Raw genomic sequence first — 15,442 nt, 5'->3', positions numbered from 1 at the left:
GCCCGGTGGTCGACGGTGACCACCGCGTTCTTTATAGCACGGCCGCGTCGCTTGGACATTTCCCAGTCACTCCCAATACGGTTGAGCCGGTTATGACAGACAGTGAACCCGGAGACGATCGGGCGGCCCTCCCCGCTGACGAGCAGGCGACCCTTCCCGGCGACGACGGCACCCCGCGCGGGCACCGCCGAGCGGTGGCCCGTCAGAAGGCCCAGCGCGCCCGACTCAAGCAGAAGCGCCGGGCCCGGGGCGGTCGCTACGCCATCGCGGGCGGCATCGTCGTGGTCGTCCTCGCGGCTGCCGCGGTCGTGGTCTTCACCCTGACGAACTCCCACGACGGCAAGGGGCTCGGCCCTGCGAACATGGCCGGCGACGGCATCACCATCGGCAAGGGCTTCAAGGCCGTCAAGACCGGTGCGCAGTCTCAGGGCGTCGCACCGTCCGCGAGCTCGACGGCCGCGTCGGCCGACACGGTCGCGATCGTCGTCTACTCCGACTTCCTCTCCGCCGACTCCGGCTCGTTCGAGAAGACGAACGACGACTACATCCGCGGCCTCGTCTCGTCCGGCGCCGCCACGGTGCAGTTCCACCCCCTGGCCCTGCTGACCAATCAGTCGCTCGGCACCGCCTACAGCGTCCGGGCCGCCAACGCGGCCGCCTGCGTGGCCAACTTCTCGCCCGACGCCTACTACTCGTTCAACACGGCCCTGTTCGAGCGCCAGCCCGCCGAGGGCACGGCGGGTCTCACCGACGCTCAGCTCGTCAGCACCATCCGAGGCGTCGACGGCATCACCAACACGTCCCGCATCGCGACCTGCGTGACCGACCAGACGTACAAGACCTGGGTGACCGACTCGACGCAGCGCGCTCTCGACGGGCCGCTGGCGAACTCGTCGCTGAAGAAGATCACGACGACTCCCACGGTTCTGGTCAACGGGCAGCAGTACAAATACACGACCCCGTTCACCACGACCGAGTTCAGCACTTTCGTGGTCACCGCCGCGGGCAGCACCTTCGCCACGTCCACACCGACCCCGTCGCCGAGCGGCAGCGCGACACCCGCGCCGTCCGGCACGTCGACCCCGACGTCGACGGGCATCCCCACTGCGACGGCCACGCCCGAGCCCACGGCGAGTGCCTCGGCGACCCCGTCCCCCTCGGCCACTCCCTAGCGCGAAGCGGCCCGGGCTCCGGGCGCAGCAGACACTGCGGGCGTCGGCAGCCGGTGCAGCTCGACGTCGCGGATCACGCCCGAGTCGAGCACGAGGGTCGTCCAGGTGCGGTACGGCTGGCGTCGGCGGTCCGTCGGCGACCCCGGGTTGAGCATCCTCGTCCCCCTCGGGGTCGTCGAATCCCAGGGGATGTGACTGTGGCCGAAGACGATCAGATCGGCCGTGGGATGCGCGTGGTCGGCCCGCTCCTCGCGCCCCGCCTTGCCGCCGGTCTCGTGGACCGCGGTCAACCGGAGGCCCTCGACGACCGCCTGCGCCACCAGCGGGAGCCGCTCGTCGAACTCGGGTCCGTCGTTGTTGCCCCGCACCGCCACGAGCTGCCGCGACCGCGCCTCGAACTCGTCGAGGAGCGCGAGCGTCGTCCAGTCGCCCGCATGAACGACGAGGTCCGCCTCCTCGACGGACCGCCAGACGGCGTCGTCGAGCGCGCGGGCACGCGTCGGGACGTGCGTGTCGGAGACGAGGACGAGTCGGGTGGCCACGTGGTCACGGTAGACCCGAAACGGGGGATGCTCGGGGTCGCCTTGTACGGTGGGCCCGATCACCGACGAAAGCAGTAGACCGATGGGCCTCTTCCGCCGCAGTACGACCACGCCACCGACGACGACGGGCGTCGACGGATCATCCCAGCGCGTCGACCCCGGCGACGCACGCGATCCCGCCGCGTCCGCCGATCCCGCCGCCTGGAGCGCCCAGCGCACCATCTGGAGCGATGCGTTCGGCCGCCTCGCCACCCGGTGCCTGCAGGTCATCCTGGTGCTGCTGGTGGCCGCGGGACTCGTCTTCGCCATGACGCAACTGAGTCTCGTCGTCATCCCGGTCGTGCTCGCGCTGATCATCGCGTCGGCCGTCTACCCGCTTCTCGAGCTGCTGCGTCGGCGCGGAGTGCCGTCGATCCTCGCGACCTGGATCTCGCTGGTGGCTATCATCGTGCTGCTCGGCCTGCTCGTCTGGCTGATCATCGCGGCGGTGCAGAGCCAGATCGGCACGCTGGTGAGCCAGGCGAACAAGGGCCTCGACCAGTTGCAGGCGTTCGTCCACGACGGTCCGTTCCAGATCAGCGACAAGCAGATCCAGCAGGCGCTCGACCAGGCCGTCCAGTTCCTGCAGAGCAGTTCGTTCTCGAGCGGCGCACTCGCGGGGCTGTCGGCGGCGACCAGTTTCGTCACCGGACTGGCGCTGTTCGTGGTGGTGCTGTTCTTCTTCATGAAGGACGGCCCGAAGATCTGGGGATTCCTGCTGCGACCGTTCCGGGGCGCCCAGTTCGAGCGGGCCGAGCGGATCGGCACGAAGACGGTCTCGACGCTGGGCGGCTACGTCCGAGGGACCGCCACGGTCGCCCTCGTCGACGCGCTCGGCATCGGGGTCGGGCTGTTCGTCATCGGGGTGCCGCTGGCGATCCCGCTGTCGGTGATCGTCTTCGTCTCCGCCTTCGTGCCGCTGGTCGGTGCGACCGTCGCGGGCATCCTCGCCGCCCTGGTCGCTCTGGTGGCGAACGGCCCGGTCGCCGCGATCGTGGTGATCGCCATCGTGGTCGCGGTCAACCAGCTCGAGGGCAACTTCCTGCAACCGGTCGTGATGGCGCGCTCGCTCAAGCTGCACCCGCTCGTCGTGCTGCTGGCGCTCACGGCGGGCACGATCATCGGCGGCATCATCGGCGCGATCCTGTCGGTGCCGATCGCGGCCGTGGCGTGGGGTGTCATCACCGTCTGGAACGGTCCCGACCGACCGGCCGAGTTCGCGCGCAAGAAAAGGCCCGAACGCGACATGAAGTAGCGTCCGGGCCTTCTCGGACGGCGACCCGAGGGTCGGCCGAGACGATCGACTAGATCGTGGCGGCGTCGATGACGAAGCGGTAGCGCACGTCGCTCTTCACGACACGGTCGTAGGCCTTGTCGATGGCCGACGGGTCGCTCGCGTCGAGCGTCTCGATCTCGGCGCCGATGTGGTGCTCGGCACAGAAGTCGAGCATCTCCTGGGTCTCGCGGATGCCGCCGATGTTGGAGCCGGCGAGCGAGCGGCGGGCGCCGATCAGCGAGAACGAGGCGAAGCTCTGCGGCTTCTCCGGCGCCCCGACGAACACGAGCGAGCCGTTGAGCTTGAGCGTGCCGAGGTAGGCGTCGACGGGGATGTCGGCCGAGACGGTGTTGATGATCAGGTCGAAGGTGCCGCGGAGCGCCTTGAACGCCGAGCCGTCGGCGGTCGCGTAGTAGTGGTCGGCGCCGAACTTCTTGCCGTCCTCCTCCTTCGAGAGCGACTGGCTGAGCACGGTGACCTCGGCGCCCAGGGCGTGGGCGATCTTCACGGCCATGTGGCCGAGGCCGCCCATGCCGACGATGGCGACCTTCTTGCCGGGTCCGGCGCCCCAGTGCTTGAGGGGCGAGTAGGTGGTGATGCCGGCGCAGAGCAGCGGCGCGGCCTCGTCGAGCTCGATGCCCTCGGGGATCGACAGGACGAAGTTCTCGCGGGCGACGATCGACTTGCTGTAGCCGCCGTAGGTCTCCTCGCCGGAGTACTCGCGGGCGTTGTAGGTCTGCACGTTGCCCTTGAGGCAGAACTGCTCCTCGCCGGCCAGGCAGTTCTCGCACTCGCCGCAGGAGTTCACCATGCAGCCGATGCCGACGCGGTCGCCGACCTTGTGCTTCGTCACGGCGGAGCCGACCTCGGTGACGATGCCGGCGATCTCGTGGCCGGGCACCATCGGGAAGATTGCGGTGCCCCACTCCTCGCGGGCCTGGTGGATGTCGGAGTGGCAGATGCCGGCGAATTTGATGTCGATGGCGACGTCGTGCTCGCCGACGTCGCGGCGTTCGATGGTGGAGCGCTCGAAGCCGGCGCCCGCGGAGGGGGCGATGAGAGCGGTGACAGTGGTGGACAAGGGTGTTCCTCCAGGGGGTAGACGAACCCGGTGCCGATGGGTCGGCGCGCGCTGCGACGCAGACGGAACGGCCGGACGCTCGTGGCGCCCGCCGTCATCGGGGGTGTGATTCCAGCCTAGACCGACGGTCGTCGCCGATTCCTGGACGGGGCAGGCCCTGTCAGTACCTCCCTCGGCGGGAATACGGCCGGGCCACGGTCGCAGGTCCCGCGTCACCGGTTGTGGGTCGCGGGTCGCCCGCGGCCCCGGGTCAGCCGAGCAGGTGCGCCTGATGGATCAGCGCGGCGGCGCCGACGAGCGGGCTCTCGTCCGACAGGCCCGATTTCACGACGCGGATGCGCGTGGCATAGCTGTTGTAGGCCGCCTCGGCGATGGTCGCGCGCACGAGGTCGAGGTAGTCCTCGGTCACGCGCGAGAAGCCGCCGCCGATCGCGACGACATCGAGATCGAGCAGGGTGGTGACCGCTGTGATGGCCTCGCCGACGGCATTCGCCGACCGACGGACCGCCTCGACCGCCAGGGTGTCGCCGGCCGCGTAGCCGACGGCCAGGTCTTCGCCGCGCGACCCCGACCATCCCCGGGCCCTCGCCCATTCGACCGTGTGCGGACCCGACGCCAGCACCTCGAGGGTGACGTCGCGGGAGTTCTCGCCCGGGGTCCGGGTCGCGATCTGGATCTGACCGATGTGGCCCGCATTGCCGGTGCCGCCCGAGAGGAGTCGGCCGTTCACGATGAGACCGCCGCCGACACCCGTCGACACGGTGATCGCGAGAGCGTTGTCGACGCCCTGCGTCGCGCCGACCCAGTGCTCGGCCAGGGCAAGGCTGACGCCGTCGAGGCGGAGCGTTATCGGGATCGCGTCGGGCAGGGTCTCGGCGACGAGTCCCTCGACGAGTTCGCGGAGGGGGAAGCCGCGCCAGGCCGGGAGGTTGATCGGCGAGACGGTGCCCTCGAGGAGGTCGACGGGGCCGGCGCTGCCGATCCCGATTCCGACGACGGTGGCGTCTGCGGGAAGCGCTGCGAGCGCGTGGGCCACGACGGCGCGGACGGCCTCGGCCAAGTCGTCGGAACTGGACGCCGAACCAGTCGGCCGGCGATCGCGGCTCCCGTCGACGAGGACTCCGTCGTCGCTCACCAGGGCCGCTTCGACCTTGGTTCCGCCGACATCGATGGCTAGCGCTAGAACACTCACGGCGTTCACAGTACCGGCAGAAGGGAGGGGGAGTTGCCTGGAGCGGCGGAGCGCCACTGCTCCCGACAACGGAAGCGAGATCCCCGCATGACCACCGTCAAGAGCGACGTCGACGTCAACGTCCCCATCAGCGTCGCGTACAACCAGTGGACCCAGTTCGAGTCCTTCCCGCAGTTCATGGACAGCATCCAGAAGATCACCCAGAACGATGACACTCACACCCACTGGGACGTCAAGATCGCCGGCCAGGAGCGCGAGTTCGACACGGTCATCACCGAGCAGACACCCGACCAGCGGGTGGCGTGGAAGAGCACGGAGGGCGACGTTCACGCCGGCGTCGTCGAGTTCCACCGCCTGAGCGACGAGCAGACCCGCATCTCGGTGCAGCTCGACTGGCAGCCCGAGGGCTTCGTCGAGCACATCGGCGCCCTCCTCCAGGTCGACGACATCGCCATCGACCGCGACCTCGTCAAGTTCAAGGAGCTCATCGAGTCGAACGGCTTCGAGACCGGATCGTGGCGGGGCAGCGTCGACCGCCCCGCCGACGCGACCGGCCGCTAGCCCGCCGGCGAGGCTGGCGAGGCCCGCGAGTTCGCTAGCTCGTCGGGGCGCCCAACGAGGCCGCCACCTTCGAGGAGTCAACTGCCTCGTCGGCCTCCGGGATCTCCCGGGGATCGTCGATCGGCCGGGCCACCTCGTGCAGCACCCGGGCCTTGCCCGACAGGTACCAGCCCGACCGCGAGCCCGTCTCGACCGGCTTCATGCCGACGACGACCTTGCCGCGCGAGTGCATCTCGGCCATGTCGGCGAACGCCTGCGCGATGTACTCGAACGGGTAGAACCCCGAGATCAAGATCCGCACCTTCTTCTCCGAGAGGAGCTTGGTCAGGGCCGTGAGGATGCGCGGGTTCTCCTCGTCCGAGGCATCCGCCTTCAAGAACCGGATCTCCGTGTCGAGGCGGTCGTCGCTCGAGACGAAGCGCGAGGGGTCGACGCCGAGCGCTGCCGAGAGAGTGGGGTTGTCGCCGCCGAAGTTGTCGATGAAGACGGTGACGTCGCGTCCCGCGGCCTTCCGGATCCGGTCCTCGATGCCCTCCCCGTAGGTGACGGGCACGACGCCGATCGACCGCAGGTAGTCGTGGTTGTGCGGGCTGCAGGTGCCGATGACCTTGGCCCCGCGCACCATGGCGAGCTGGCACTCCAGGCTGCCGACACCGCCTGCTGCCGCGGAGATCACCACGACGTCGTCGCGCGTGACGTCCAGCCCCTCGACGATCGAGTAGGCGGTGGTGCCGGCCAGATAGAGGCCGCCGGCGACCTCCCACGGGATGTTGTCGGGCTTCGCGACCACCTGGCTGCGGGGCACGACGGCGTAGGTCGCATGCGAGCCGCCTCCGATGACGTGACCGATGACGGCCGAACCGTTGCGCAGGTCCTTGACGTTCGCGCCCCGCTTGGCGACGATCCCGGCGAAGCACGATCCGGGGTGGATGGGAAAGTCGAGGGGGAGTCGCTCCTGGAAGTCGCCCCGACGGATGAAGTTCTCGATGTGGTTGAGCCCCGCGGCCACGATCTCGACGACGATCTCGTCGTCTCCGGGGACGGGCATGTCGTGCTCGACGAGCTCGAGCACGTCCACGTCGCCGTAGTGGTCGTATTCCAGGGCCTGATACGTGCGAGTCATGAGTGGACCTCTCTGTCTTTTCGCAAGTGTGCGCCTGAAAGACAGAGAGTGTTATGCGAATCGCGGCGGGCCCGAAGACCCGCCGCGATGGCGATGAAGCGTGTAAGGAGAGCCGCGAAGGGCCCCGGATCAGCGCCCTTCGGCCTCGCGGCGGGCGGCCTTCTCGGCGTTCTGCTGCTTGACGCGGATCTCCTCGTCGCGCACGAGCGCCAGGTTGTAGCGCTCCGTCGAGAGCCAGGCCGGCATCTCTTCCAGCAGCGCCTGGATCTGGTCGCTCGTCAGGGCGTCGTCGACACCCGCTCGCGCGAGGCCGGAGATGGTGACGCCGAGCTTGCGGGCGACCTCGGGGCGCGGGTGCGGCCCCGTGCGGCGGAGCTCCTGGAGCCACTCGGGCGGCTCGGCCGTGAGGGCAGCGAACTCGTCGCGGGTGAGGGGGGTCTCCTGGAAGCTCTGCGGGGTGGCCGGCAGGTAGACGCCGAGCTTCTTCGCCACGGTGAACGGCTTCATGGTCTGGGCGGAACGGGCCTTCGGACGCGACGTCTCGGTCGGTTCGGCGCGAGGCGTCTCCGGCTGGTCGCTGGTATCGGTGGTCATGGGCTCAGGGTAGTCGACGCGGCGGCGACGCCGGGTGGGCGGGCGCCCCGGAGCGCTCCGGTAGCCTCGGGCCTGTGACCAGCCTCCCGAGCGACCCCGTGCATCCCGCGCCCTTCCGGGTCGGCTTCGTGCCCGGTGTGACCCTGACGAAGTGGTCGCGCGTGTGGGAGGAGCGGCATCCCGCCCTGCCCCTCGAGATCTTCCACGTCGACGCCGCCGACCCGCTCGCCGCGTTCCGCGAGGGCCGTGCCGACGTCGTGTTCGCCCGGCTGCCGGTCGACCCGGAGGGGCTGACCGACGAGCGCGGGCCCGTCGACCTCAGCACGATCCCGCTCTACGACGAGGTGGCGGTGGTGGTCGTCTCGCGCGAGCACCCGTTGGCGGACGAGGCCGAGGTCGCGCTCGCCGACCTGGCCGACGAGGTCCGTCACGATCTCGACCCGGCGATGGACCTCCCCACCGCCGTCGAGGTCGTCGAGTCGGGCTCGGGCGTCGCCGTCATGACGCAGTCGTTGGCCCGCCTCTACACACGCAAGGGGGTCCGTGCCGTGCCTGTCACCGACCTGCCGGCCACGACCATCGCCCTGGTCTGGCCCGAAGACGCGACCACCGACGAGGTCTCCGACTTCATCGGCGTGGTCCGGGGTCGCACGGCGAACAGCACCCGGGGTCGCACGGCGTCGAACGAGGCCGAAGAGCCGGCAGCGCGGGATCCCCGTCCCCCGCGCCCCGCGAAGAAGCCCCTGCCGCGCGGCCCTCGCCGTGCGCGGGGTGGCGGCGGCAGCTCGCGCGGCGGGCCCTCCCGCGGCGGCAAGAAGCGCTAGGAGTAGTCGCCGCGCTCGATGGCCTCGGCGTACTTGCGCACGTCCGGGCCCGGCTCGTAGTCGATGAAGCGGTCCTTGAGGCGCTCGTTCAGTGCCTGGAAGGACTCCTCCCACGGGGCGCCCGATTTCTCGGCGGCCACGGCGGTCACGGCCTCTTGCAGGACGCGGTCCGCGTCGGTCAGGATCTTGTCGCGGGCTTCGTCGTTCCACGTCACGTCGTCGATGGCACTCATGTCAGGAGCCTTTCTTCGTCAGAGCGGATTCCTTGTGGGCGGCCTTGGCGTCCGTCTTGTCCGACTTCACGAGGTAGTACGGCTCGTCCTTCGAGGCGTTGAACTTCTGCCCGTCGAACTCGAACTCCGAGACCCGCTTCTCCACCACCTCGCCGTGCGTCTTCCCCTGCGAGGTGTTCCAGGTCACCTGATCGCCCTTGCTGAATGCCATGTCGTTCTCCTTCGTCGATGGCAGCGACGGTACGCAGACGCTGATGGGCGTGTTGTCAGCGGGGTACAGGCCCCGGCGCGACCAGGGCGCTGTCGGCTCGACGCACCCGGGGGCTCAGCGCCACGGCCCCGGCGGCGAGCATCACGAGGACGGCGAGCCCGGTCAGAAGGAGTGGGGCACCCACCAGGCGCGCGAGCGGCCCCGCAACGACCTCGCCGAGAGGCATCCCGGCCAGAGTCGCGAGGGTGAGACACGAGTAGACCCGCGCGAGATACGTTCGCGGCACCTGCAGTTGGATCGTGACGTCGAGCGGCACCGTGAACAGCTCGAGCCCCACACTCGCCGCGAAGAGCGCGACGCTCAGCCAGAAGAACCAGTGCAGCGGATCCACGACGCCGTAGTGCACGACGAGCACCAGCGCGAGGATCAGCAGGGGAAGGGCCATCCCGGCGACGCCGAGCGAGGCGATCGCGAGACGCAGGCGGCCTCGGATCCGACCGGCGAGCACCGCCCCGAAGACGAGCCCGACCGTCTGCACCGCCCCGGCGAAGCCCCACAGCGTCCGGCCGAACGAATGGTCGGCGGCGATCGGGCCGAGTACCTGCACCCCGGCGGCGAAGGCCAGCTGCCCGAGGAGGGCGAGGAGCAGCGTCCAGAGCAGCCACCGGGTGCGCGCCACGAACGCGAGGCCGAGGGCGAGGTCCCGGGCGAACGAGACCCGGCGGGGCGAGACGAAGGATGCGCGGGGCAGCCCCGCGAAGAAGGCCAGCGCTCCCGTGAACAGCAGCGACCCGACCGCCAGCGCGATCTCGGGCGAGAAGCTGCCGACCAGCCCGCCACCGCCGGCGGTTCCCAGCACGAGTCCGATGTTCATGCTCACGCGGTTGAGGATCGTGGCGTCCCGCACCAGGTCGTCCCCGACCGTCTCGCGCAGCATCGCGCTCGTGGCGGGGGCGAAGTAGGCAGCGCCGATGCCGTTGAGGGCGCCGGCCACGGCCAGCAGGGGCAACGTCGCCATGCCGGTGGCGAGCAGCAGCGCCATTCCGGCGAGCGACAGAGCCGAAAGTGCCGAGGCGCCGATCGCGACGGTGCGCCGGGGGAGCCGGTCGGCGAGAGTCCCGCCGAACAGGATCAGCAGGAGGTTCGGAACCGAGCGAGCGGCGACGACGAGTCCGAGCCCCGAGGCGCCTGCGCCGAGATCCAGCGCCGCGAAGGCGAGCGCGAGGGGGCCGATGCCGCTCGCGATCCACGACAGGAGACGTCCCGACCACAGGGCTCGGAAGCCGCCGAGGCGCAGCAGGGACCAGTTCATCGGACGCCCGCGCGAGCGGTGCCCCTGGCGATCCGGGTCTCCACGGGCCGAGCCTACTCACGGCCGTCCGGCGCACGTCGTCCCGTATCGTCGGAGGGTGACTTCCCGAGCCGACTCGACACCCGTGGCGCGCACGGGCCACTACGCGAAGGGTCTGGCGAAACGCGAGGCCATCCTCGACGCGGCGCTCCCCGTCTTCGGCAGTGCCGGATTCCACGGAGCCTCGTTGCGCGAGATCGCCCGCCAGTGCGGCGTCTCGCATCAGTCGCTCATGCACTACTTCCCCACGAAAGACGAGCTGCTGCTGGCCGTCCTCCGCCGGCGCGACGAGCGTCTCCGCCGCCACTTCGACGACGACGGTGGGATGCGCGTGGCCGAGTTGGTCGATCTGGCCGAGGACAACGTGGGCATGCCGGGCGTGATCCAGCTCTTCAACACGGCGTCGGCCGAGGCGACCAGCCCCGAGCATCCCGCGCACGACTACTACGCCGACCTCTACGAGAAGATCGTCGCCTCGACGAGTCGGTACCTCGCGGTCGCCGCCTCGCACGGCCTCCTCGCTCCCGGGTACACGGCCGAGACCGCAGCCCGCGTGGTCCTCGCCGTGCAGGACGGCCTGCAGTTGCAGTGGCTCTACGCCCCCGACTCCGTGCACGTGGCCGAGCTCATGCGCCTGGTGATCGCGTCGGTCGTGAGCGTGCCGCTCGAGCGGCTCGACGAACTCGTCGTTCAGTGACGACGAGGATTGTGAACAACAGATTTCAAAGCTTGCCAACTGGTCGCCTCTGTTCCTAACCTTGCCGCATGGCAAGCATTGAGACGACTGCTCCTCTCGACCACGCACCGTCGGCACCGGCAGGGCCGCCCGAACCGACCGTCCCCGACGACCTCGCCGGCGACGCCGTGGCGCTCGCCCGCCGCTGGGCTCACGAGGCCACCTCGGCGCCGAGCACCCGCTCCGCCGAGCTCCTCGCTCAGGTCCTCAAAGACGAATCGGGCCTCGCGTTCACGATCGGCTTCGTCGATCGGGTCGTCCGGCCCGAAGACCTCTCGGTCGCCGCGCACAACCTGGCCACTCTCGCGGCCGGCGTCCCCTCGTTCCTTCCGCTGCCGATGCGGGCCGCGGTTCGCGTCGGCGGCGCCCTGGCGCCGACGTTCCCGCGCATCGTCGTGCCGATCGCCCGCCGCGTGCTCCGCGGCATGGTCGGCCACCTCATCGTCGACTCGCGTCCCGCCGAGCTCGGCCGTGCCATCGCAGCGTTGAAGAAGGACGGCACTCGCCTGAACCTCAACCTCCTCGGCGAGGCGGTCCTGGGCGATGCCGAAGCCGATCACCGTCTGGCCGGCACGAAAGCCCTGCTCGAGCGCCCCGACGTCGACTACGTCTCGATCAAGGTCTCCTCGATCGTGAGCCAGCTGTCGATGTGGGCCTTCGACGAGACCGTCGCCCGTGTCACCGAGAAGCTGACCCCGCTGTACGAGATCGCGGCCGCTTCGGCGACGCCGAAGTTCATCAACCTCGACATGGAGGAGTACCGCGACCTCGACCTGACCATCGCGGTCTTCACGAGCGTCCTCGATCAGACGCAGCTGGCGTCGCTCGAGGCCGGCATCGTGCTGCAGACCTACCTGCCGGACGCCCTCGGCGCGATGCAGCGTCTGAACGCCTGGGCCGCGGCCCGGGTCGAGCGCGGCGGGTCGCCGATCAAGGTGCGTGTGGTCAAGGGCGCCAACCTGGCGATGGAGCACGTCGACGCTGCCGTGCACGACTGGCCGCTCGCGACCTACGACTCGAAGCAGGACAGCGACACGAACTACAAGCGGGTGCTCTCCTGGTCGATGACCCCGGCCCGCACGAGGGCCGTCCGACTCGGAGTCGCCGGCCACAACCTCTTCGACATCGCGTTCGCGCACCTCCTCTCGAAGAGCCGGGGCGTCTCCGACCGGGTCGAGTTCGAGATGCTGCTCGGCATGGCGGAGGGGCAGGCCGACCTGGTGAAGGCCGATGTCGGGGGGCTGCTCCTGTACACCCCGGTCGTGCATCCCCGGGAGTTCGACGTCGCGATCAGCTACCTGATCCGCCGTCTCGAAGAGAACGCGTCGTCGGAGAACTTCATGTCCGCCGTGTTCGAGCTGGCCTCGAACGACGCGCTGTTCGACCGCGAGAAGGAGCGGTTCCTCGCATCGCTCGCGGCTCTCGAGTCGCCCGCGACGGCACCGGCGCCCCACCGCGTGCAGTCCCGGCCGACCGAGACCCTGGTCGCCCGCACCACCGGCTTCGCCAACGAGCCCGACACGGACCCGGCGCTTGCCGCCAACCGGACGTGGGGCAGCGAGATCCTGGCCCGAGTGCCGGGATCGACCCAGGGCGTCGACACGATCGGGGAGGCACGGGTCGAGTCCGAGGTCGCCCTCGACTCGATCGTCGACGACGCCGTGTCGGCGGCCCCCGGTTGGGCCGCTCTCGGCGGAGCCGGGAGAGCAGCGATCCTCCGCCGCGCCGCCGTCGAGCTCGGCGCTCGCCGTGCCGCCCTCATCGAAGTCGCCGCCTCGGAGACGGGCAAAACGCTCGCCGAGGGTGACGTCGAGGTCAGCGAGGCCGTCGACTTCGCCAACTACTACGCCTCGCTCGCCGAGGAGCTCGACCACGTCGACGGAGCCGTCTACACGGCACCGACCCTCGTCGTCGTCACCCCGCCGTGGAACTTCCCCGTCGCGATCCCAACCGGGTCGACTGTCGCTGCGCTCGCCGCGGGGGCGTCCGTCGTGATCAAGCCCGCCGGCCAGGCCAAGCGCTGCGGCGCCGTCCTGGTCGAGGCGCTGTGGGCGGCCGGAGTGCCGCGCGACGTGCTGAAGCTGGTCGACGTCGACGAGGGCGATCTCGGGAAGCGCCTGGTCTCGCATCCCGCCGTCGACCGGGTCATTCTCACCGGCGCGTTCGAGACGGCCGAGCTCTTCCGCTCCTGGCGTCCGGATCTGCCGTTGCTCGCCGAGACCAGCGGCAAGAACGCCATCGTGGTGACGCCCAGCGCCGATCTCGACCTCGCCGCCTCCGACCTGATCAAGTCCGCGTTCGGTCACGCCGGGCAGAAGTGCTCGGCCGCGAGCCTCGGAATCCTCGTCGGGTCCGTCGCGACCTCGGAGCGGTTCCGTCGTCAGCTCGTCGACGCGGCTTCGACGATGCGGGTCGGTCTGCCGAGCGATCCGACGACGCAGATGGGGCCGATCGTCGAGCCCGCGGCAGGCAAGCTGCACTGGGCCTTGACCGAGCTCGACCCGGGGGAGTCCTGGCTCGTGAAGCCTCGGCAGCTCGACGAGACCGGCCGGCTCTGGAGCCCCGGCATCCGCGTGGGCATCGCGCCCGGCAGCCGCTTCCACCGCACCGAGTTCTTCGGGCCGGTCCTCGGCCTCATGGCGGCCTCCTCGCTCGACGAGGCCATCGACCTGCAGAACGCGACCGACTTCGGCCTCACGGCCGGGCTGCACACCCTGGATCGCGTCGAGCTCGCGACCTGGCTCGACCGGGTCGAGGCGGGCAACCTCTACGTGAACCGCGGCATCACCGGTGCGATCGTCCGCCGACAGCCCTTCGGCGGCTGGAAGCGGTCCGCCGTCGGCGCCGGCTCGAAGGCCGGAGGGCCCGACTACCTGGTACACCTCGGCTCGTGGGCGCCTGCGGCTCTCGCTCCTCTCGGCGAGGCGGATGCGTCCTCGTCGCCGGTGGTCTCGCCCGCGGTGACAGCCCTCCTCGGCGCTGCCACGAGCATCCTCGATCCCTCCGCCCTGGCGTCGGTGCGGGCCGCTGCGGTCTCCGACCAGAGAGCGTGGGATGCACGGCTCGGCGTCGCCGCGGACGTCTCCGCCGTCGGGCTCGAGCGCAACGTCCTGCGCTACCGAGCGCTGCCCGTGACGGTGCGCCTGACCTCCTCCGGTTCGGTGGCCGACCTGGTGCGCGTGCTCGCCGCTGGCGTCCGGGCCGGCGCGCCCCTCGTGGTGAGCACTCCCGTCGACCTTCCGCGTCCCGTCCAGGCCGCACTGGGCTCGTCGACCGTGGTCCGCTCGACTGAAGACGACGCCTCCTTCGAGGCTGCGGTGGCCCGCGGCGACCTCGACCCGACCCGCATCCGCCTCATCGGTCGTGCCGACGACGCGTCCCGGCTCGCCTCGGCGCTCGGCGGTGATCCGTCGGTCGCCGTCTACTCGGGGCCCGTCACGCCGGCCGGCCGCCTGGAGCTCCTCCCGTTCCTCCGTGAGCAGGCCGTCGCCGTCACCGCGCACCGCTTCGGCAATCCCGACCCCTGGAGCGACGGCGTCATCTGAACATCCGGGGGGAGGGGGCGCGACTGGCTCGTCCGTCCCCTCCCGCCGAGTAGGCTCGAACCCGTGAAGATCGCACGTTTCTCCAGCCCCGGTGAAGACCCCCGATTCGGCGTGGTCGACGGTGACGACCTCGTGGTGCTGGCGGGCGACCCGATGTTCGCCGGCTACGAGACCACGGGGGAGCGCGTCCCCCTGAAGAGCACCAAGATCCTTGCCCCGGTGATCCCGCGGTCCAAAGTGATCGGCATCGGGCTGAACTACTACGACCACGCCGACGAGATGGGTCAGGAGCCCCCGGAGTTCCCCCTCGTCTTCCTGAAGCCGAACACGAGCGTCATCGGCCCCGGCGACGCCATTCAGATCCCGCCGGTGGAGGGCGAGATCCACTTCGAGGGCGAGTTGGCGATCGTCATCGGCAGCATCGCCAAGCGAGTGCGAGCGGAGGACTACGTTGACGTGGTCTTCGGTTACACCATCGCGAACGACGTCTCGGCGCGGGGTCCGCAGGAGAACGACGGGCAGTGGGCCCGCGCCAAGAGCTACGACACCTTCTGCCCCCTCGGCCCGTACATCGAAACCGAGCTCGACTGGACGGACGTGAAGATCACGTCCCGGGTCGACGGCGAACGCCGGCAGTCGGAGTCCACCGAGCAGATGATCCACAAGATCCCCCAGCTCATCGAATACGTCAGCGACATCTTCACGCTCCTCCCCGGAGACGTCATCCTCACCGGAACGCCTGCAGGAGTAGGGCCGTTCGAAGCCGGCCAGACCGTCGAGATCGCCATCGAAGGCATCGGATCATTGATCAATCCCGCGAAGAACCGCACCTGACTTTCTCGTCGTCGTACTGCCACCGGAACCGTCACCTTCGTCTCGAAGGCGGCGGTTCCTTGTGTTTCCGGGGTTGTGGTGTGCGACACGCCCGGGATGTGGGTGGGATTTGCCTGGTGGGTGGGGGG

The 15,442-nt window shown here is 70.0% G+C and carries 15 protein-coding genes; 7 read left to right on the top strand and 8 right to left on the bottom strand.

Translation table 11 applies throughout. The annotated features are described in order from the left end of the window. The first annotated feature begins 92 nt into the window (after positions 1 to 92). The gene (locus ABEA39_RS08230) at positions 93 to 1,172 is read left to right on the top strand and encodes a DsbA family protein (protein WP_345375357.1); all 1,080 of its coding nucleotides are present in this window, start codon (positions 93 to 95) and stop codon (positions 1,170 to 1,172) included. Here ABEA39_RS08230 and ABEA39_RS08225 read toward each other — a convergent pair. Continuing rightward, the gene (locus ABEA39_RS08225; RefSeq protein WP_345375356.1) at positions 1,169 to 1,714 is read right to left on the bottom strand and encodes a metallophosphoesterase family protein; all 546 of its coding nucleotides are present in this window, start codon (positions 1,712 to 1,714) and stop codon (positions 1,169 to 1,171) included. The two genes, ABEA39_RS08230 and ABEA39_RS08225, sit on opposite strands and share 4 nt — an antisense overlap. Positions 1,715 to 1,763: 49 nt before the next feature. Between ABEA39_RS08225 and ABEA39_RS08220 the strand changes: the two genes are divergently transcribed. Beyond that, the gene (locus ABEA39_RS08220; protein WP_345375354.1) at positions 1,764 to 3,008 is read left to right on the top strand and encodes an AI-2E family transporter; all 1,245 of its coding nucleotides are present in this window, start codon (positions 1,764 to 1,766) and stop codon (positions 3,006 to 3,008) included. A gap of 49 nt (positions 3,009 to 3,057) precedes the next feature. On the opposite strand, the gene ABEA39_RS08215 is transcribed toward ABEA39_RS08220, so the two are convergent. Both ABEA39_RS08215 and ABEA39_RS08210 read right to left on the bottom strand, forming a co-directional pair. After that, complete coding sequence (locus ABEA39_RS08215) at positions 3,058 to 4,110, bottom strand: NAD(P)-dependent alcohol dehydrogenase (protein ID WP_345375352.1); 1,053 nt, start codon at positions 4,108 to 4,110, stop codon at positions 3,058 to 3,060. Positions 4,111 to 4,360: 250 nt separating this feature from the next. Beyond that, the gene (locus ABEA39_RS08210) at positions 4,361 to 5,302 is read right to left on the bottom strand and encodes an ROK family protein (RefSeq protein WP_345375350.1); all 942 of its coding nucleotides are present in this window, start codon (positions 5,300 to 5,302) and stop codon (positions 4,361 to 4,363) included. 87 nt (positions 5,303 to 5,389) lie between these two features. Between ABEA39_RS08210 and ABEA39_RS08205 the strand changes: the two genes are divergently transcribed. Next, on the top strand, positions 5,390 to 5,863 hold the full coding sequence (locus ABEA39_RS08205) for an SRPBCC family protein (protein WP_345375348.1): 474 nt from the start codon (positions 5,390 to 5,392) through the stop codon (positions 5,861 to 5,863). Positions 5,864 to 5,897: 34 nt separating this feature from the next. Here ABEA39_RS08205 and ABEA39_RS08200 read toward each other — a convergent pair whose 3' ends face one another. Beyond that, positions 5,898 to 6,986: an NADP-dependent oxidoreductase gene (locus tag ABEA39_RS08200; RefSeq protein WP_345375346.1), complete on the bottom strand. Its 1,089-nt coding sequence runs from the start codon at positions 6,984 to 6,986 to the stop codon at positions 5,898 to 5,900. Positions 6,987 to 7,115: 129 nt separating this feature from the next. Next, a complete protein-coding gene (locus ABEA39_RS08195; RefSeq protein ID WP_345375901.1) occupies positions 7,116 to 7,493 on the bottom strand; it encodes a DUF5997 family protein in 378 nt (125 codons plus the stop codon). Between the two features lie 161 nt (positions 7,494 to 7,654). Here ABEA39_RS08195 and ABEA39_RS08190 point away from each other — a divergent pair, with 161 nt between their 5' ends. Beyond that, positions 7,655 to 8,404 carry a LysR family substrate-binding domain-containing protein gene (locus tag ABEA39_RS08190; protein WP_345375344.1) on the top strand — a complete coding sequence of 250 codons (750 nt, stop codon included), beginning with the start codon at positions 7,655 to 7,657 and terminating at the stop codon, positions 8,402 to 8,404. Here ABEA39_RS08190 and ABEA39_RS08185 read toward each other — a convergent pair. The 3 genes from ABEA39_RS08185 to ABEA39_RS08175 are packed head-to-tail and all read right to left on the bottom strand — an operon-like array spanning position 8,401 to position 10,160. Continuing rightward, on the bottom strand, positions 8,401 to 8,637 hold the full coding sequence (locus ABEA39_RS08185; RefSeq protein WP_345375342.1) for a hypothetical protein: 237 nt from the start codon (positions 8,635 to 8,637) through the stop codon (positions 8,401 to 8,403). The two genes, ABEA39_RS08190 and ABEA39_RS08185, sit on opposite strands and share 4 nt — an antisense overlap. 1 nt (position 8,638) lies before the next feature. Beyond that, positions 8,639 to 8,848, bottom strand: a complete 210-nt coding sequence (locus tag ABEA39_RS08180; protein ID WP_345375340.1) for a hypervirulence associated TUDOR domain-containing protein — start codon at positions 8,846 to 8,848, stop codon at positions 8,639 to 8,641. 55 nt (positions 8,849 to 8,903) lie between these two features. Continuing rightward, positions 8,904 to 10,160, bottom strand: a complete 1,257-nt coding sequence (locus ABEA39_RS08175; protein ID WP_345375338.1) for an MFS transporter — start codon at positions 10,158 to 10,160, stop codon at positions 8,904 to 8,906. A 97-nt stretch (positions 10,161 to 10,257) separates the two neighbouring features. Between ABEA39_RS08175 and ABEA39_RS08170 the strand changes: the two genes are divergently transcribed. From ABEA39_RS08170 to ABEA39_RS08160, 3 genes are all read left to right on the top strand, one after another. Continuing rightward, on the top strand, positions 10,258 to 10,896 hold the full coding sequence (locus ABEA39_RS08170) for a TetR/AcrR family transcriptional regulator (protein ID WP_345375336.1): 639 nt from the start codon (positions 10,258 to 10,260) through the stop codon (positions 10,894 to 10,896). 68 nt (positions 10,897 to 10,964) lie between these two features. Next, complete coding sequence (locus ABEA39_RS08165; protein ID WP_345375334.1) at positions 10,965 to 14,480, top strand: bifunctional proline dehydrogenase/L-glutamate gamma-semialdehyde dehydrogenase; 3,516 nt, start codon at positions 10,965 to 10,967, stop codon at positions 14,478 to 14,480. Positions 14,481 to 14,543: 63 nt separating this feature from the next. After that, the gene (locus ABEA39_RS08160) at positions 14,544 to 15,314 is read left to right on the top strand and encodes a fumarylacetoacetate hydrolase family protein (RefSeq protein WP_345375332.1); all 771 of its coding nucleotides are present in this window, start codon (positions 14,544 to 14,546) and stop codon (positions 15,312 to 15,314) included. Positions 15,315 to 15,442 lie beyond the last annotated feature (128 nt).

Origin of the sequence: Frondihabitans cladoniiphilus, assembly GCF_039544345.1 — a bacterium.
Taxonomy (GTDB): domain Bacteria; phylum Actinomycetota; class Actinomycetes; order Actinomycetales; family Microbacteriaceae; genus Frondihabitans; species Frondihabitans cladoniiphilus.
Note: the sequence above shows the minus strand (reverse complement) of the source record. Positions and strands in the feature narration are given on the sequence as shown.